Genomic DNA, 14,118 nt, shown 5'->3' with positions numbered 1-14,118 from the left:
CCGCTTCAACCGTCCGGAAAAGGGGTACGGGTTTATTTCTCACCGGCCCTTCCCGGGCACAGGGCGCGTCAGCGATATGCGACCCGGGATCCAGCACGAGAATCGCCGCGATTCGGCCCCGCCGATCAGATCCGCCGACGGGCCTCGGACGGGACCAGCATGGTCACGCCGTAATCCGGGGCGTTTCCCGGCAAGGTACCCACGCGATGCGCCGGATCGGTCGCCGAGCCCGCGTCGAGCGTGCCGTCCGGCGGCTCGCCAGACTGTCGCGGCGGGACGGCGGCTCGGTCCGCATGCCCGCAACGGAAAACGCCCGGCCGTTTCCGGCCGGGCGCTCCGCAGCGTAGACGCTATGCCTTGCCTCAGGCGGTCAGAACCGTGTTCGGCTCGACCTTCACGCCCGGGCCCATCGTCGAGGTGACGGCGATGCGCTGGACGTAGGTGCCCTTGGCGCCCGCGGGCTTCGCCTTGGCGACGGCGTCCGCGAAGGCCTTGATGTTCTCGACGAGCTTGTCGGCATCGAACGAGACCTTGCCGACGCCGGCATGGACGATGCCGGCCTTCTCGACGCGGAACTCCACCGAGCCGCCCTTGGCGCCGGCGACGGCGCCCTTCACGTCCATGGTGACGGTGCCGACCTTCGGGTTCGGCATCAGGCCGCGCGGGCCCAGCACCTTACCGAGACGGCCGACCAGCGGCATCATGTCCGGGGTCGCGATGCAGCGATCGAACTCGATCTTGCCGCTCTGCACGATCTCCAGCAGGTCCTCGGCGCCGACGATGTCGGCACCGGCGGCCTTGGCGTCGTCCGCCTTGGCGCCGCGGGCGAAGACCGCCACGCGCACCGTCCGGCCGGAGCCGTTCGGCAGGTTGCAGACGCCGCGGACCATCTGGTCGGCGTGGCGGGGATCGACGCCGAGATTCATGGAAACCTCGACGGTCTCGTCGAACTTCGCGGTCGCCCGCTCCTTCACCAGCTTGATCGCCTCGTCGAGGGGATAGAGCTTGGTGACCTCGATGCCCTCGCGGGCGGCGCGGATGCGCTTGCCTTCCTTAGCCATGCTATCCTCCCTCAGGCCGTCACTTCGAGGCCCATGGCCCGGGCGGAGCCGCGGATCATGGCAACGGCCGACTCGATCGAGTCGCAGTTGAGGTCGGGCATCTTCTTCTCGGCGATCTCGCGCAGCTGCGCCTCGGAGATCTTGCCGACGGTCGGGCCCTTGCCCGGGGTCTTCGAGCCGGAGGCCGGCTTCTTGCCGAGCTTCAGGCCGACGGCCTTCTTCAGGAAGAAGGTGACCGGGGGCTGCTTCATCTCGAAGGTGAAGGACCGATCCTGATACGCGGTGATGATCACCGGGATCGGGGTGCCCTTCTCCATCTGCGCGGTCTTCGCGTTGAAGGCCTTGCAGAATTCCATGATGTTGAGGCCGCGCTGACCGAGCGCGGGACCGATCGGCGGCGACGGGTTGGCGGCGCCGGCCGGGACCTGAAGCTTCACGTAGCCCGTGATCTTCTTCGCCATGGGACTGCTCCCAATGAGAATCCGCCCCCACGCGGCCTGAAGCGCGGCGGGTCGGACGGTTGCAGGTCGCGGTGCGAGCCGTGGATCCCGGAGGCGAGGCCGGGCGGATCTCCCGCGGATGATGCCCCAGCCTCAGGAGGATGGGGCAAGTTCGCGGCCGCCGCACAGCGACGGCCGGAAGGACGCGGCGGCCTCAGGGCCACCGAAATCAGGAGGCTCAGGCCTTCTCGACCTGGGCGTATTCGAGCTCCACCGGCGTCGCGCGGCCGAAGATCGACACGGCCACCTTGAGGCGGGAGCGGGCGTCGTCGATCTCCTCGACGGTGCCGTTGAAGCTGGCGAACGGACCGTCGGCGACCCGGACGGTCTCGCCGATCTCGAAGGAGATCGAGGGCTTCGGCCGGTCGACGCCCTCGGCGACCTGGCCCTTGATCCGCTCGGCCTCGGCGTCGGGGATCGGAACCGGCTTCGACTTGTCGGCGCCGAGGAAGCCCGTGACCTTCGGGGTGTTCTTGATGAGGTGGTAGACCTCGTCGGTGAGGTCGCACTTCACCAGCACGTAGCCGGGGAAGAACTTACGCTCGGCATCGACCTTCCGGCCGCGGCGGACCTCCACGACCTTCTCGGTCGGGACCATCACCTCGTCGAACAGCTCGGTCAGCCCGCGCTGAGCCGCCTGATCCTTGATGGACTGGGCGACCTTGTTCTCGAAGTTCGAGTAGGCGTGGACGATGTACCAGCGCTTCGACACGGTTCCGTTCAACTCCGACAAGTCCGCGGGGTCTCCCCCGATCGGCGGCGAGCCGCCCTCGTACGCCTCCGACTCAGACGCCCAAAATCAGGCCGACCAGGAAGCGCAGGGCCTGATCCACGACCGTGAAGAACAGGCTCGCGGCCACGACCATCACGAAGACCATGATCGTCGTGATCGTGGTCTCCCGGCGGGTCGGCCACGTGACCTTGCGGGCCTCGTCGCGAACCTGCGCGATGAACTCGCCCGGCGTGGCACGCTTCTGCGGCGCCCGGTTCGGCGTCGCCGGCCGGGCCGGCGGCGGATTCGCGGGACCGCGGGCTGCGCCGCGCACCAGGTCCACCTTCTTGGTCGCTTCGTTCGATGCCATGGCGCCAGTATCTGTGCGTGTTCGGCCCCGAGGCAGAGACCGCATCCGGGAATGCGAATGTCGGCGCCGAGGACCCGGATGGGCCCGCACCGACGGTCGCTTCAGATCTCGGATTGCGCCCGCTCTAGCGCAACTCCCCCGGCTTGTCGACCGGGCCACCGCGCGGGATCGGGCTGAATGTCTGGCAGGAGTGGAGGGACTCGAACCCGCAACCTCCGGTTTTGGAGACCGGCGCTCTGACCAGTTGAGCTACACTCCTAGCGCACCGCCCAATGCCTCATCGCGGCGCGGCTTGCAAGAGGTTCGCCGCCGATCGCCGCGCATCACCGGCCGTGATCCGCCCGCTCGGCGGCGGTCAGGGGCCGTAGCCCGCCCCGGTCGAAGCGGAACAGCTCGTCGCTGCGGCCGTAGGGGCCGGCGCGCATCTGCGTGGTGGCCTCTGCGGCCAGCTCGCGCCGCGCAGGGCTGTCGGCGGGCCACGCCATGAGCAGATTGCGGGTCGGCCCGGTCAGCGTGATGCCGTCGGCCTTCAGCGCCTTGCGGATCTCCTCGAGCCAGTCCGGCACGAGCAAACGCGCGAGGGCGTAATTGTCGTCTTCCCTGGCGAGGGCGGCGACGGGCGTGCGGTCCGCGACGACGAGCTGGAACGGCACATCCTTGGAGGCCCCCGCGAGGTTCCGCACCGCCGTGGCTTCCACCACGGCAGGATCGACGTGCCAGCCGGCGATCATCTCGCGGGTGACGTACTGGTAGCGCCTGGGCTCGTCGAGCACGTAGACGACGTTCAGCGTCTCGGAGAACCGGCGATGCGCGAGCTGCGGGTTCTGCTGAAGGATCTCATCCGGCACCAGCTGCACGCGCAGGCGGCCCTTGATCGCCGCGAAATCCGCCGGCTCCGGCGCAGGGCCGGCCTTGGCGAAGGCGAGGCCGAGGAATTCGTCGACCTCCCGCCGGCGCTCGGCCTCGGTGAGGCCGCGGACATGCTGGTGGAGGTTGGTGAGATCGAGCGTCTGGGTGCCGATGCCGAGCTGCGCCGGATCGGCATTGAGGTCGATCGCCACGTCCGGTCGATGGATCCGGATCTGCTTGATCACCGCGTCGCGAAAGCGGCCGTCGCTCAGGTCGTTCTGCCCGCGCGCCGACCGGCAGGAACACGGAGCCGGCACAGATCAGCGCCAGCAATCGCGCGGCCCACCGCGCGGAATCTCCGAACATCCGAGTCTCCCCCAAGACAAGGCGGAGACAAGACAAAATAACGCCGGCACCCCGTCAAGACGGAGGCCGGCGCGAGTCACATCGAAGTCGATGGCTTGAGCCCTGACGCACCCCCGTGGTCTAGAGATGACCACGGACCATCCGCCGGCTGACGGCGCAGGGCCGGCGCGTCGTCTGTCGCGACGCGCCGGCCCTGCTCGAGCTCAATCGTTGATGGCGGCGACGACGCCGGCACCGACGGTGCGGCCGCCCTCGCGGATGGCGAAGCGCAGCTTCTCCTCCATGGCCACCGGCACGATCAGCGCCACGTCCATGGTCACGTTGTCGCCCGGCATCACCATCTCGGTGCCCTCGGGCAGCGTCACGATCCCGGTCACGTCGGTGGTGCGGAAGTAGAACTGCGGCCGGTAGTTGGTGAAGAACGGCGTGTGGCGGCCGCCCTCTTCCTTGGTCAGGATGTAGGCCTCGGCCTTGAACTTGGCGTGCGGCTTCACCGAACCCGGCTTGCACACGACCTGGCCGCGCTCCACGTCCTCGCGCTTCGTGCCGCGCAGCAGCACGCCGACGTTGTCGCCCGCCTGGCCCTGGTCGAGCAGCTTGCGGAACATCTCCACGCCCGTGACCGTCGTGGTCTGCGTGTCGCGGATGCCGACGATCTCCACCGTCTCGCCGACCTTGACGATGCCGCGCTCGACGCGTCCCGTCACCACCGTGCCGCGGCCCGAGATCGAGAACACGTCCTCGATCGGCATCAGGAACGGCAGGTCGATCGGACGCTCCGGCTGCGGGATGTAGGCATCCACCGTCGCCATCAGCGCCAGCACCGCCTCCTTGCCGATCTTCGGCTCCTTGTCCTCAAGCGCCATCAGCGCAGAGCCCTTGGTGATCGGGATGTCGTCGCCGGGGAAGTCGTACTTCGACAGGAGCTCGCGCACCTCCAGCTCGACCAGCTCCAGGAGCTCCTCGTCGTCAACCATGTCGACCTTGTTGAGGAACACCACCAGCGCCGGAACGCCGACCTGGCGCGCCAGAAGGATGTGCTCGCGGGTCTGCGGCATCGGGCCGTCGGCCGCCGAAACCACCAGGATCGCGCCGTCCATCTGCGCCGCGCCCGTGATCATGTTCTTCACGTAGTCGGCGTGCCCGGGGCAATCCACGTGCGCGTAGTGACGGTTCTGCGTCTCGTACTCCACGTGCGCCGTCGAGATCGTGATCCCGCGCGCCTTCTCCTCCGGAGCCTTGTCGATCTGGTCGTAGGCCGTGAACGTCGCCCCGCCCGTCTCCGCCAGAACCTTCGTGATCGCCGCCGTCAACGACGTCTTGCCGTGGTCAACGTGACCAATCGTGCCAATGTTGCAGTGCGGCTTGGTGCGGGAGAACTTTTCCTTGCCCATCAGAGCCTCCTAGATTCGAATTCGCGTTGCGGAAGAAGAGATGCCTCAGGCCGAAGCCTTAGGCGTACTTGGCGATGACCTTGTCGGCCTCGCCGCGCGGCACCTCTTCGTAGTGGTCGAACTGCATGGTGAAGTTCGCCCGGCCCTGCGACATGGAGCGCAGGTTGTTCACGTAGCCGAACATGTTGGCCAGCGGCACCATCGCGTTGATGACGTTGGCGTTGCCGCGCATGTCCTGACCCTGGATCTGGCCGCGGCGGGAGTTCAGGTCGCCGATGACCGAGCCGGTGTACTCTTCCGGCGAGACGACCTCGACCTTCATCACCGGCTCGAGCAGGACCGAGCCGCCCTTCTGCAGGGCCTCACGGAGGGCTGCACGGGACGCGATCTCGAAGGCCAGCGCCGAGGAGTCGACGTCGTGGTAGGCGCCGTCGATCAGCTCGACCTTCACGTCGACCACCGGGAAGCCGGCGAGGACGCCCGCACCCAGGACCGAGTTCAGGCCCTTCTCGACGCCGGGGATGTACTCCTTCGGCACCGCGCCGCCGACGATCTTCGACTCGAACTGGAAGCCGGCGCCCGGCTCGTTCGGCTCGACCACGAACTTCACGCGGGCAAACTGGCCGGTACCGCCGGTCTGCTTCTTGTGCGTGTAGTCGATCTCCTGACGGCGGGTCAGCTTCTCGCGGTAGGCCACCTGCGGCTGGCCGATATTCGCGTCGACCTTGTAGGTGCGGCGCAGGATGTCGACCTTGATGTCCAGGTGGAGCTCGCCCATCCCCCGGAGGATGGTCTGGCCGGATTCCTGGTCCGTGGACACGCGGAAGGACGGATCCTCGGCGGCGAGCTTCGAGAGCGCGATGCCGAGCTTCTCCTGATCGGCCTTCGACTTCGGCTCGACGGCGATCTCGATGACGGGCTCGGGGAACTCCATCTTCTCGAGGATCACGGCCTTCTGCGGATCGCAGAGGGTGTCGCCCGTGCGGGTATCCTTGAGGCCGGCCAGGGCGACGATGTCGCCCGCGAAGGCCTCCTTGATGTCCTCACGGTTGTTGGCGTGCATCAGGAGCATGCGGCCGACGCGCTCCTTCTTGTCGCGCGACGAGTTCAGCACGTTGGCGCTGGTCTCGACCTTGCCCGAATACACGCGGCAGAAGGTGATCGTGCCGACGTGGGGATCGTCCATGATCTTGAAGGCGAGCATGGAGAAGGGATCCGAATCCGTCGGGTGACGGACGGTCTCTTCCTCGGTCTTGAAGTCGATGCCCTTGATCTCGCCGCGATCGGCCGGGGAGGGCAGGTAGTCCACGACGGCGTCGAGGAGCGGCTGCACGCCCTTGTTCTTGAAGGCCGAGCCGCACAGCACCGGGTGGAAGGCGCGCAGCTGCACGGCCTTGCGCACCAGGCGGCGCATGGTCGCCTCGTCGGGCTCGCTGCCGTCGAGGTAGGCGGACATCGCCTCGTCGTCGAGCTCGACGCAGGCCTCGACCAGCTTGGTGCGGTACTCGACAGCCTGATCCTTCAGGTCGGCCGGGATCTCGGTCTCGTCGAAGTTGGCGCCGAGCGCCTCTCCCGTCCAGACGATCGCCTTCATCTTGATGAGGTCGATCACGCCCTGGAAGCTGGACTCGGCACCGATCGGCAGCTGCAGGCAGACGGGCTTGCCGGCGACGCGGTCGATGATGTCGGCGACGCACTTGAAGAAGTCGGCGCCGATCTTGTCCATCTTGTTGACGAACACGACGCGCGGCACGTCGTACTTGTCGGCCTGACGCCACACGGTCTCGGTCTGCGGCTCGACGCCCTGGTTGCCGTCGAGCACGCACACGGCGCCGTCGAGCACGCGCAGGGAGCGCTCGACCTCGATGGTGAAGTCGACGTGGCCGGGGGTGTCGATGATGTTCAGGCGCTTGTCGCGCCAGAAGCAGGTCGTCGCAGCCGAGGTGATCGTGATGCCACGCTCCTGCTCCTGCGCCATCCAGTCCATGGTGGCGGCGCCCTCATGGACCTCGCCGATCTTATGGGACTTTCCGGTGTAGTAGAGGATCCGCTCGGTCGTCGTGGTCTTGCCGGCATCAATGTGGGCCATGATGCCGAAGTTGCGGTAGTCCTCGATCGCGTGCGTGCGGGGCATCGAATTGCTCCTGAGAGACGGCGGAACCGCTTACCAGCGGTAGTGCGAGAAGGCGCGGTTGGCTTCCGCCATCCGGTGCGTGTCTTCCCGCTTCTTGACGGCGTTGCCGCGGTTGTTGGCGGCGTCGAGCAACTCGGCGGAGAGCCGCTCGATCATGGTCCGGTCGTTGCGCGAACGGGCCGCCTGGATCAGCCAACGGATGGCGAGGGCCTGGCGACGCTCGGTGCGCACCTCGACGGGGACCTGGTAGGTCGCGCCGCCGACGCGGCGAGAGCGGACCTCAATCATCGGGGCGACGTTGTCGAGGGCGGCGCGGAACACCTCGATCGGGTTGGCGCGGGCGCGGTTCTCGACGATGTCGAAGGCACCGTAGACGATCCGCTCGGCGGTCGACTTCTTGCCCTCGTACATGATGGAGTTCATGAACTTCGTCAGCACCACGTCCCCGTACTTCGGGTCCGGGATGATCTCACGCTTCTCGGCAGAGTGACGACGGGACATCTTCTGGAACTCTCGAACGAAAAGATCTTAAGCACCCCGCGCAGGCCGCCTGAGCCGAAAGGCCGGCGACATCCTTGCGAGGCCGTGGAAACGCAGACCGGCGCCCGGGAAAAATCCGGGCATCCGACTTACTTCGGACGCTTGGCGCCGTACTTCGACCGGCGCTGCTTGCGGTTCTTCACGCCCTGCGTGTCGAGCACGCCGCGCAGGATGTGGTAGCGCACGCCCGGAAGATCCTTCACGCGGCCGCCGCGGATCATCACCACGGAGTGCTCCTGAAGGTTGTGACCCTCACCCGGGATGTAGCCGATCACCTCGAAGCCGTTGGTGAGGCGCACCTTGGCGACCTTACGAAGCGCCGAGTTCGGCTTCTTCGGGGTCGTCGTGTAGACGCGGGTGCAGACGCCGCGCTTCTGCGGGCAAGCGTCGAGCGCCGGAACCTTGTTGCGGCTCCGCTGGATCTTCCGCGGCTGGGCGATCAGCTGGTTGATCGTCGGCATCCTGTGCCCTCTTCCTCGGTCACCTAGGCCGGACTGCACAGGGCAGTCCGCAAAACGAATATGCGCCGGAGGGCCTGTCACGGACCCTCGGCGCGGTGTGGGCAGAGGAGCACGCCCGAAACGAACGCGCTCATACCTACGGATCTGACTTAAGCGTCAGGCGATTTGAACCCTCGGAGCGCGCGGGGCGATGGCGGCGGCGTCAAGGGGGTATGCCCAAGGGCCGTCGGCAGCCGATGGCCGTCCGAAGTGGCGCGCTTCTAGCCGCGGTTGTCCCGCAGGTCAATGCGGTGGCGGCAGAAAACTGCATCGCGCCGGAGGTTAAGGATCGGTCAAGGCGCGGAATCCCCGTCCGCGCGGACATGACCCTCACCGCATCACCGGACCGTCAACCACGGCCGCCCCCGCGCTCGATCCGGAATGGCATCAACCCGCGGCAGAACCCGGGCAAGGTCACGCGAGTCGTCCTGCCGGCGCAAGAAGAACATCCACCGCCTTTCTCCACGCTTCCCCAGCACGCTGTGCTGATGACCCGGTGAAAAACGGAAATCTGGTCCGTTGATCGGATTGCGGCTTTCAGAGAATGATGCGGAGGCTCGGGACAGACCGCTCCGATCGTCTTCTCCGGACCGGAGATCATCTTGCACCCGGCACCGAAGAACTTTCGTCGTCCGTGAACGGCCCGAGTTTTTGTCACCGCCCTGTTCAACGGAGATTCGCGTGCGCCGCCTCTTCGCTCTCGCCCTGGCAATCCTTTGTTCGGTGGGTGCAGCTCAGGCCGACAGGCTCGACGACATCCGGAAGGCCGGCGTTCTCCGGGTGGCCGTCTTCGACAGCAATCCGCCCTTCGGCTTCGTTGATCGCGGGACCCTGCAGATTGCCGGACTCGATGTCGATTACGCCCAGGCCATCGCCGACAAGCTCGGCGTAAAGGTCGAACTGCGTCCCACCAACCCGGCGAATCGGATCCCGCTGCTGATCTCCGGCAAAGTCGATCTGGTCCTGGCGAACTTCACGATCACGGAGGAGCGGGGCAAGCAACTCGACTTCAGCATCCCCTACTTCGCGTCCGGCCAGCAGTTCTTGACCAAGAAGGGCACCCTGTCGTCCCCCGATCAGCTCAACGGCCTGCGCATCGGCGTCGACAGGGGCACCACCAACGAGATCGTGCTGCGCCGGGACTTCCCGAAGGCGACGGTGGTCGCCTTCGATGACACGCCCTTCGCCTTCACCGCCCTGCGCAACGGCAACGTCCAGGCGATCACGCAGGACGGGCCGAAGCTCGTCGGGCTGCTGGCGAAGGTGCCGGACCGCCAGAATTACGAGATCCCGCCCTTCAGCATCTCCAACGACTATATCGGCGTCGGCATCCCGAAGGGGGAGGGCCGGCTTCGGGATCTCGTGAACGAGGCGCTGCGCGAGTTGGAGGCGCGCGGCAAGGCGGCACAGATCTACGATCGCTGGTTCGGCCCGAACACCGAGCAGCCGCTGCCGCGCCTGTTCCGAATCGGCGACCGCAACTAGCCGAGGCCGGGCGACGGAGATGGGCCAGCTCTTCGGCGACCTGTTGGCGCCTCGCTACCTCGTCTGGCTGATCCAAGGCTTCGAGCTCACCCTGGCCCTCTCGGCGGCCGTGTGTCTCGCCGGCACCGGGGTGGGTCTCGCGGCGTGCTGCCTGCGGGAAGCGGGCGGCGCCGCGGCCGGGCGGGCAGTGGCCGGCTTCGTCGGGATCGTCCGGAACACGCCGCTGCTGGTGCAGCTCTTCGTCTGGTACTTCGTGGGCGCAGCCCTGTTGCCGAGCGGCGCGACAACCTGGCTGAACACGCCGCACGCCCTCGATCTGGGATTCGGCGCCGTGGATTGGCCGGCCTACGAGACCCTGGCCGGGTTCTTCGGCCTCACCGTCTATGCGGGCGCCTATATCGCCGAGGAGGGCCGGGCAGGCGTCAACGGTGTCCGCCCCGGCCAGCGGGAGGCGGCCATCGCCCTTGGCCTGACGCCGGTCCAGACCTTCCGCCACATCGTCCTGCCACAGGCCCTGCGCGTCGCCTGGCTGCCGATCGTCGGCCAGTACCTCAACACGATCAAGAACACCGCCCTCACCATGACGATCGGCCTCGCGGAGCTGTCCTACGCGTCCCGGCAGGTGGAGACCGAGACGTTCAAGACCTTCCAGGCCTTCGGCATCGCGACGCTGCTCTATGCGGGCGCGGTCGCCCTGGTCGAGGCGGCGGGGCAGGCGGTGGCCCGCCGCGCCGCGGCTCCGGGACCGCGCCGATGAATCCTGCGATCATCACCGACAATCTCGGCTACCTGCTGCTCGGCGCCTGGCCCAGAGGCCCGGTCGGCGGGCTGGCGCTGACGCTGATCCTCTCCGGCCTGTCCGGCCTCGCCTCGGCCCTGCTGGGTCTCGTCCTGGGCATCGCCCTGGCGATGAGCGCGGGGCCGTCCCGCGTCGCTCTGACCATCGGGCTCGGCGTCTTCCGCGCCGTGCCGATCGTGATGCTGATCTTCTGGAGCTACTTCCTGCTGCCGATCCTGTTCGGCGTGTCGATTCCGGAGATCGGCACCGTGGCGGCGACCCTGGCGCTCGTCGGCGGGGCCTATCTCTCGTACGGGGTGGCGGCCGGGATCGAGAGCATCGGCCACGGCCAGTGGGAGGCGGGCCTCGCCCTCGGCTTCGGCCTCTGGCCGGTGCTGCGCTTCATCATCCTGCCACAGGCGCTCAGGGCCATGGTGCCGTCCTTCGTCAATCAATGGACCGCGCTCATCAAGGACACCTCGCTCGCCTACGTGATCGGCGTGCCCGAGTTGTCCTTCGTGGCCACCCAGGTGAACAACCGCACCATGGTCTACCCGGCCGAGATCTTCCTGTTCGTCGGCGCCCTCTACGCGGGCCTGTGCGTCGCCCTCGACAGGCTCGCCGCGCGGCTCGTGCGGCGCCGCTCGCGACCGACGGCACATCTCGGCTGAGGCCATCCTGACCGGAGCAGGCCCCTGGGTCGCCCGTCGTGCCGGATCGAACGATGGCCGCGACCTCGGATTCGGCCGGCGATGAAACGGTCTCCTGCCGAAACCGTCGCGCGATGCGTCCCACTCCGCCTTGGGGGGGAGAGGCAGCCCAGAGGGGCCGAAGCCATCCGGCGGAGATGAGAGGAGGCCCGTTGATGGCCGGTGCGGCCGCCGTGAGGACCCCGCCCCGGACGCGGGCAAGCCGGCAAATCCTGCCGGGTTGCCGAAGGGGACGTACCGGATCGGGGCAGGGGGGCGCCGGCAGGGTCTACGGAGAATTAAAGCGATCCGTCGAATTGTCGCGATCAACGGGCGGCCTGCGTGCCGCCGCGGGTCTGCGTCAAGGGTTTTGCGTATGGGTTGCGTCGCGGTCAGCAACGTCGTTCCGTTCCGGCGGGCCATTCCCGCCCAGGCACCGGGCGAGTGGGAGGCACGCAGCCGCCGGCGCAGCGAGCAGCGGTCCCTGCTCGATGCCGTCTACGCCACCGGCAGCATGGTCGTCGCCGCCGAGGATCGCGGGACGAAACTGACGGCCTCCCGGCTTCAGGTCTACGGATTCCTGGCGATCGAGGAGGTCGGCGAGGACGGTCTCATGCGGCGGCTCCGCCCCTCCGAAGCGATCCGCGCCCGCTCGGAGCGGCCCTGGCGCCTGTCGAAGCCCGCGAGCGGCGCGTCGGTGACGATCCCGAGCCTCGACGGCTTCCTGTTCGAATCAGGCGGCCAGCCCGCCTGAGACCCGCCCGAGCGCTCAGCGACCGGTGCGCCGAGAGGCGCGCCGGTCGTCGCATTTTGAGAGGCACGCCGGCCCGCACGACAGATCCGCAGCGAGTCGTGCGCGCGAGGCCGAATCGGGGCGCGCCGACGATCCCCATGCGACGCGGCCTCTTGACGGGCGCCGGCTGGAACCAGGCCGTGCATCGGGTCAATCCAGCCATGCGCCGCCGACGATTTCGCGCCGCTCCGCTTGCCATCCGGGGCGGCCCGTAGTATCCGCCCGGCCTTCGCGACATTCCGATGGGTGCTCGCACCCTGTGAACGCGGTGACCGCGCCGGTGTCCTTGCGACACCGCCAGCGCGGTCGAACACATGAGCCGGGGACATCAGGTCCCCATCAGGCGTCGTCCGCCGGGCAATACCGTCCGTGTGCGGAAACCCGCCTGAAACAAGGAGTCACGCACGTGATCCAGATGCAAACGAATCTGGACGTCGCCGACAACTCGGGTGCACGCCGTGTGATGTGCATCAAGGTTCTCGGCGGGTCGAAGCGCAAGTATGCCGGCGTGGGCGACGTGATCGTCGTCTCCGTCAAGGAGGCGATCCCGCGCGGTCGCGTCAAGAAGGGCGACGTCATGAAGGCGGTCGTCGTCCGCACCGCCAAGGACGTGAAGCGTGCCGACGGTTCGGTCATCCGCTTCGACAAGAACGCCGCGGTCCTGATCAACAATCAGAAGGAGCCGATCGGCACCCGTATCTTCGGACCGGTTCCGCGCGAGCTCCGCGCCCGCAACCACATGAAGATCATCTCCCTGGCTCCGGAGGTGCTGTAATGGCTGCCAAGATCAAGAAGGGCGACAAGGTCGTCGTGCTCACCGGCCGCGATTCGGGCCGGTCGGGCGAGGTGATCCAGGTTCTGCCGAAGGAAGGCCGGGCCTTCGTGCGCGGCATCAACCTGGTCAAGAAGCACCAGAAGCAGACCCAGAACCAGGAAGGCGGCATCATCTCCAAGGAGGCCGCCATCCAGCTCTCGAACATCGCGGTCGCGGATGCCAACGGCAAGCCGACCCGCGTGGGTTTCCGCATCCTCGAAGACGGGCGCAAGGTCCGGTTCGCCAAGACCACGGGGGATCAGATCGATGGCTGAGGCCGACAAGAACGCCTACACCCCGCGCCTGCGCAAGCACTACGACGAGGTGGTTCGCCAGAAGCTGATCGAGGAGTTCGGCTACAAGAACCCCATGGAAGTGCCGCAGATCACCAAGATCGTGATCAACATGGGCGTCGGCGAGTCCACCGCGGACTCGAAGAAGGCCTCGGTGGCGGCGGGCGACCTCGCCCTGATCGCCGGCCAGAAGCCGGTCATCACCCGGGCCCGCAAGGCCATCGCGACCTTCAAGGTCCGCGAAGGCATGCCGATCGGCTGCAAGGTGACCCTGCGCAAGCAGCGCATGTACGAGTTCATGGACCGGCTGATCACCATCGCGCTGCCGCGCGTGCGTGACTTCCGCGGCCTGAACCCGCGCTCGTTCGACGGCCGCGGCAACTACGCCCTCGGTCTCAAGGAGCACCTCGTGTTCCCGGAGATCTCCTACGACAAGGCCGAGCAGACCTGGGGCATGGACATCGTCGTGGCGACCACCGCCAAGACCGATGCCGAGGCCAAGGCCCTGCTCGCCGCCTTCAAGTTCCCGTTCCGGCAGTGAAGCTCTCGGGCTTCAGACGCGGACACCGGAGATAGACCACATGTCGAAGAAAAGCTCAGTCGAGAAGAATGAGGCTCGCAAGGCGCTGGTGAAGCGCTTCGCGGCCAAGCGGAAGGCGCTCCTCGAGATCGCCAACAACGAAGCCCTCGAGATGGAGGAGCGCTTCGAGGCGCGCCTCAAGCTCGCGGAACTGCCGCGCAACTCGTCGGCCACCCGCATCCGCAATCGCTGCGGCATGACCGGCCGCCCGCGCGCCTATTACCGCAAGATGGGCATCTCGCGCGTTGCGCTGCGCGAGC

At 67.4% G+C, this 14,118-nt stretch carries 17 protein-coding genes and 1 tRNA gene; 8 read left to right on the top strand and 10 right to left on the bottom strand.

Translation table 11 applies throughout. The features are described 5' to 3' along the window. Nucleotides 1-362: 362 nt before the first annotated feature. The 10 genes from rplA to rpsL form a co-directional block, all read right to left on the bottom strand. Complete coding sequence (gene rplA, locus I53_RS06890; RefSeq protein ID WP_043348287.1) at nt 363-1,061, bottom strand: 50S ribosomal protein L1; 699 nt, start codon at nt 1,059-1,061, stop codon at nt 363-365. Between the two features lie 11 nt (nt 1,062-1,072). After that, nucleotides 1,073-1,522, bottom strand: a complete 450-nt coding sequence (gene rplK, locus I53_RS06885; protein WP_043348285.1) for a 50S ribosomal protein L11 — start codon at nt 1,520-1,522, stop codon at nt 1,073-1,075. 217 nt (nt 1,523-1,739) lie between these two features. Next, the gene (gene nusG / locus I53_RS06880; RefSeq protein ID WP_012320778.1) at nt 1,740-2,273 is read right to left on the bottom strand and encodes a transcription termination/antitermination protein NusG; all 534 of its coding nucleotides are present in this window, start codon (nt 2,271-2,273) and stop codon (nt 1,740-1,742) included. 73 nt (nt 2,274-2,346) lie between these two features. Continuing rightward, the gene (secE, locus tag I53_RS06875) at nt 2,347-2,643 is read right to left on the bottom strand and encodes a preprotein translocase subunit SecE (protein WP_043348282.1); all 297 of its coding nucleotides are present in this window, start codon (nt 2,641-2,643) and stop codon (nt 2,347-2,349) included. Between the two features lie 182 nt (nt 2,644-2,825). Next, nucleotides 2,826-2,902: transfer RNA gene (locus I53_RS06870), tRNA-Trp, on the bottom strand. Nucleotides 2,903-2,966: 64 nt separating this feature from the next. Further along, nucleotides 2,967-3,737 carry a hypothetical protein gene (locus I53_RS06865; RefSeq protein ID WP_148291086.1) on the bottom strand — a complete coding sequence of 257 codons (771 nt, stop codon included), beginning with the start codon at nt 3,735-3,737 and terminating at the stop codon, nt 2,967-2,969. A 324-nt stretch (nt 3,738-4,061) separates the two neighbouring features. Continuing rightward, on the bottom strand, nt 4,062-5,252 hold the full coding sequence (gene tuf, locus I53_RS06860; protein WP_043348276.1) for an elongation factor Tu: 1,191 nt from the start codon (nt 5,250-5,252) through the stop codon (nt 4,062-4,064). Nucleotides 5,253-5,310: 58 nt separating this feature from the next. After that, nucleotides 5,311-7,386, bottom strand: a complete 2,076-nt coding sequence (gene fusA / locus I53_RS06855) for an elongation factor G (RefSeq protein ID WP_043348274.1) — start codon at nt 7,384-7,386, stop codon at nt 5,311-5,313. Between the two features lie 30 nt (nt 7,387-7,416). After that, nucleotides 7,417-7,887 (bottom strand): 30S ribosomal protein S7, encoded by a 471-nt coding sequence (gene rpsG, locus I53_RS06850; RefSeq protein WP_007557567.1) that lies wholly within the window; start codon nt 7,885-7,887, stop codon nt 7,417-7,419. A 128-nt stretch (nt 7,888-8,015) separates the two neighbouring features. Next, nucleotides 8,016-8,387: a 30S ribosomal protein S12 gene (gene rpsL / locus I53_RS06845; RefSeq protein WP_007557568.1), complete on the bottom strand. Its 372-nt coding sequence runs from the start codon at nt 8,385-8,387 to the stop codon at nt 8,016-8,018. Nucleotides 8,388-9,107: 720 nt separating this feature from the next. Between rpsL and I53_RS06840 the strand changes: the two genes are divergently transcribed. The 8 genes from I53_RS06840 to rpsN all read left to right on the top strand — a co-directional run. Continuing rightward, entirely contained in the window at nt 9,108-9,911 is an 804-nt protein-coding gene (locus I53_RS06840; protein ID WP_043348271.1) for an ABC transporter substrate-binding protein, read from the top strand. 19 nt (nt 9,912-9,930) lie between these two features. Further along, entirely contained in the window at nt 9,931-10,668 is a 738-nt protein-coding gene (locus I53_RS06835; protein WP_043348270.1) for an amino acid ABC transporter permease, read from the top strand. Beyond that, nucleotides 10,665-11,360, top strand: coding sequence for an amino acid ABC transporter permease (locus I53_RS06830; RefSeq protein ID WP_043348267.1), 696 nt, complete (start codon nt 10,665-10,667; stop codon nt 11,358-11,360). Before I53_RS06835 ends, I53_RS06830 begins: the two co-directional genes overlap by 4 nt. A 394-nt stretch (nt 11,361-11,754) precedes the next feature. Next, entirely contained in the window at nt 11,755-12,132 is a 378-nt protein-coding gene (locus tag I53_RS06825; RefSeq protein WP_043348264.1) for a hypothetical protein, read from the top strand. A 445-nt stretch (nt 12,133-12,577) separates the two neighbouring features. Further along, the gene (gene rplN / locus I53_RS06820) at nt 12,578-12,946 is read left to right on the top strand and encodes a 50S ribosomal protein L14 (RefSeq protein WP_010686182.1); all 369 of its coding nucleotides are present in this window, start codon (nt 12,578-12,580) and stop codon (nt 12,944-12,946) included. Beyond that, entirely contained in the window at nt 12,946-13,260 is a 315-nt protein-coding gene (rplX, locus tag I53_RS06815; RefSeq protein WP_012319178.1) for a 50S ribosomal protein L24, read from the top strand. Before rplN ends, rplX begins: the two co-directional genes overlap by 1 nt. After that, the gene (rplE, locus tag I53_RS06810) at nt 13,253-13,819 is read left to right on the top strand and encodes a 50S ribosomal protein L5 (RefSeq protein WP_043348261.1); all 567 of its coding nucleotides are present in this window, start codon (nt 13,253-13,255) and stop codon (nt 13,817-13,819) included. The genes rplX and rplE overlap by 8 nt, the downstream gene beginning before the upstream one ends. Nucleotides 13,820-13,859: 40 nt before the next feature. Next, a partial coding sequence (gene rpsN, locus I53_RS06805; protein ID WP_043348259.1) for a 30S ribosomal protein S14 occupies nt 13,860-14,118 on the top strand: 259 nt, incomplete at its 3' end.

The sequence above is a fragment of the Methylobacterium sp. B1 genome (genome assembly GCF_000333255.1).
GTDB classification, from domain to species: Bacteria; Pseudomonadota; Alphaproteobacteria; order Rhizobiales; family Beijerinckiaceae; genus Methylobacterium; species Methylobacterium fujisawaense.
Note: the sequence above shows the minus strand (reverse complement) of the source record. Positions and strands in the feature narration are given on the sequence as shown.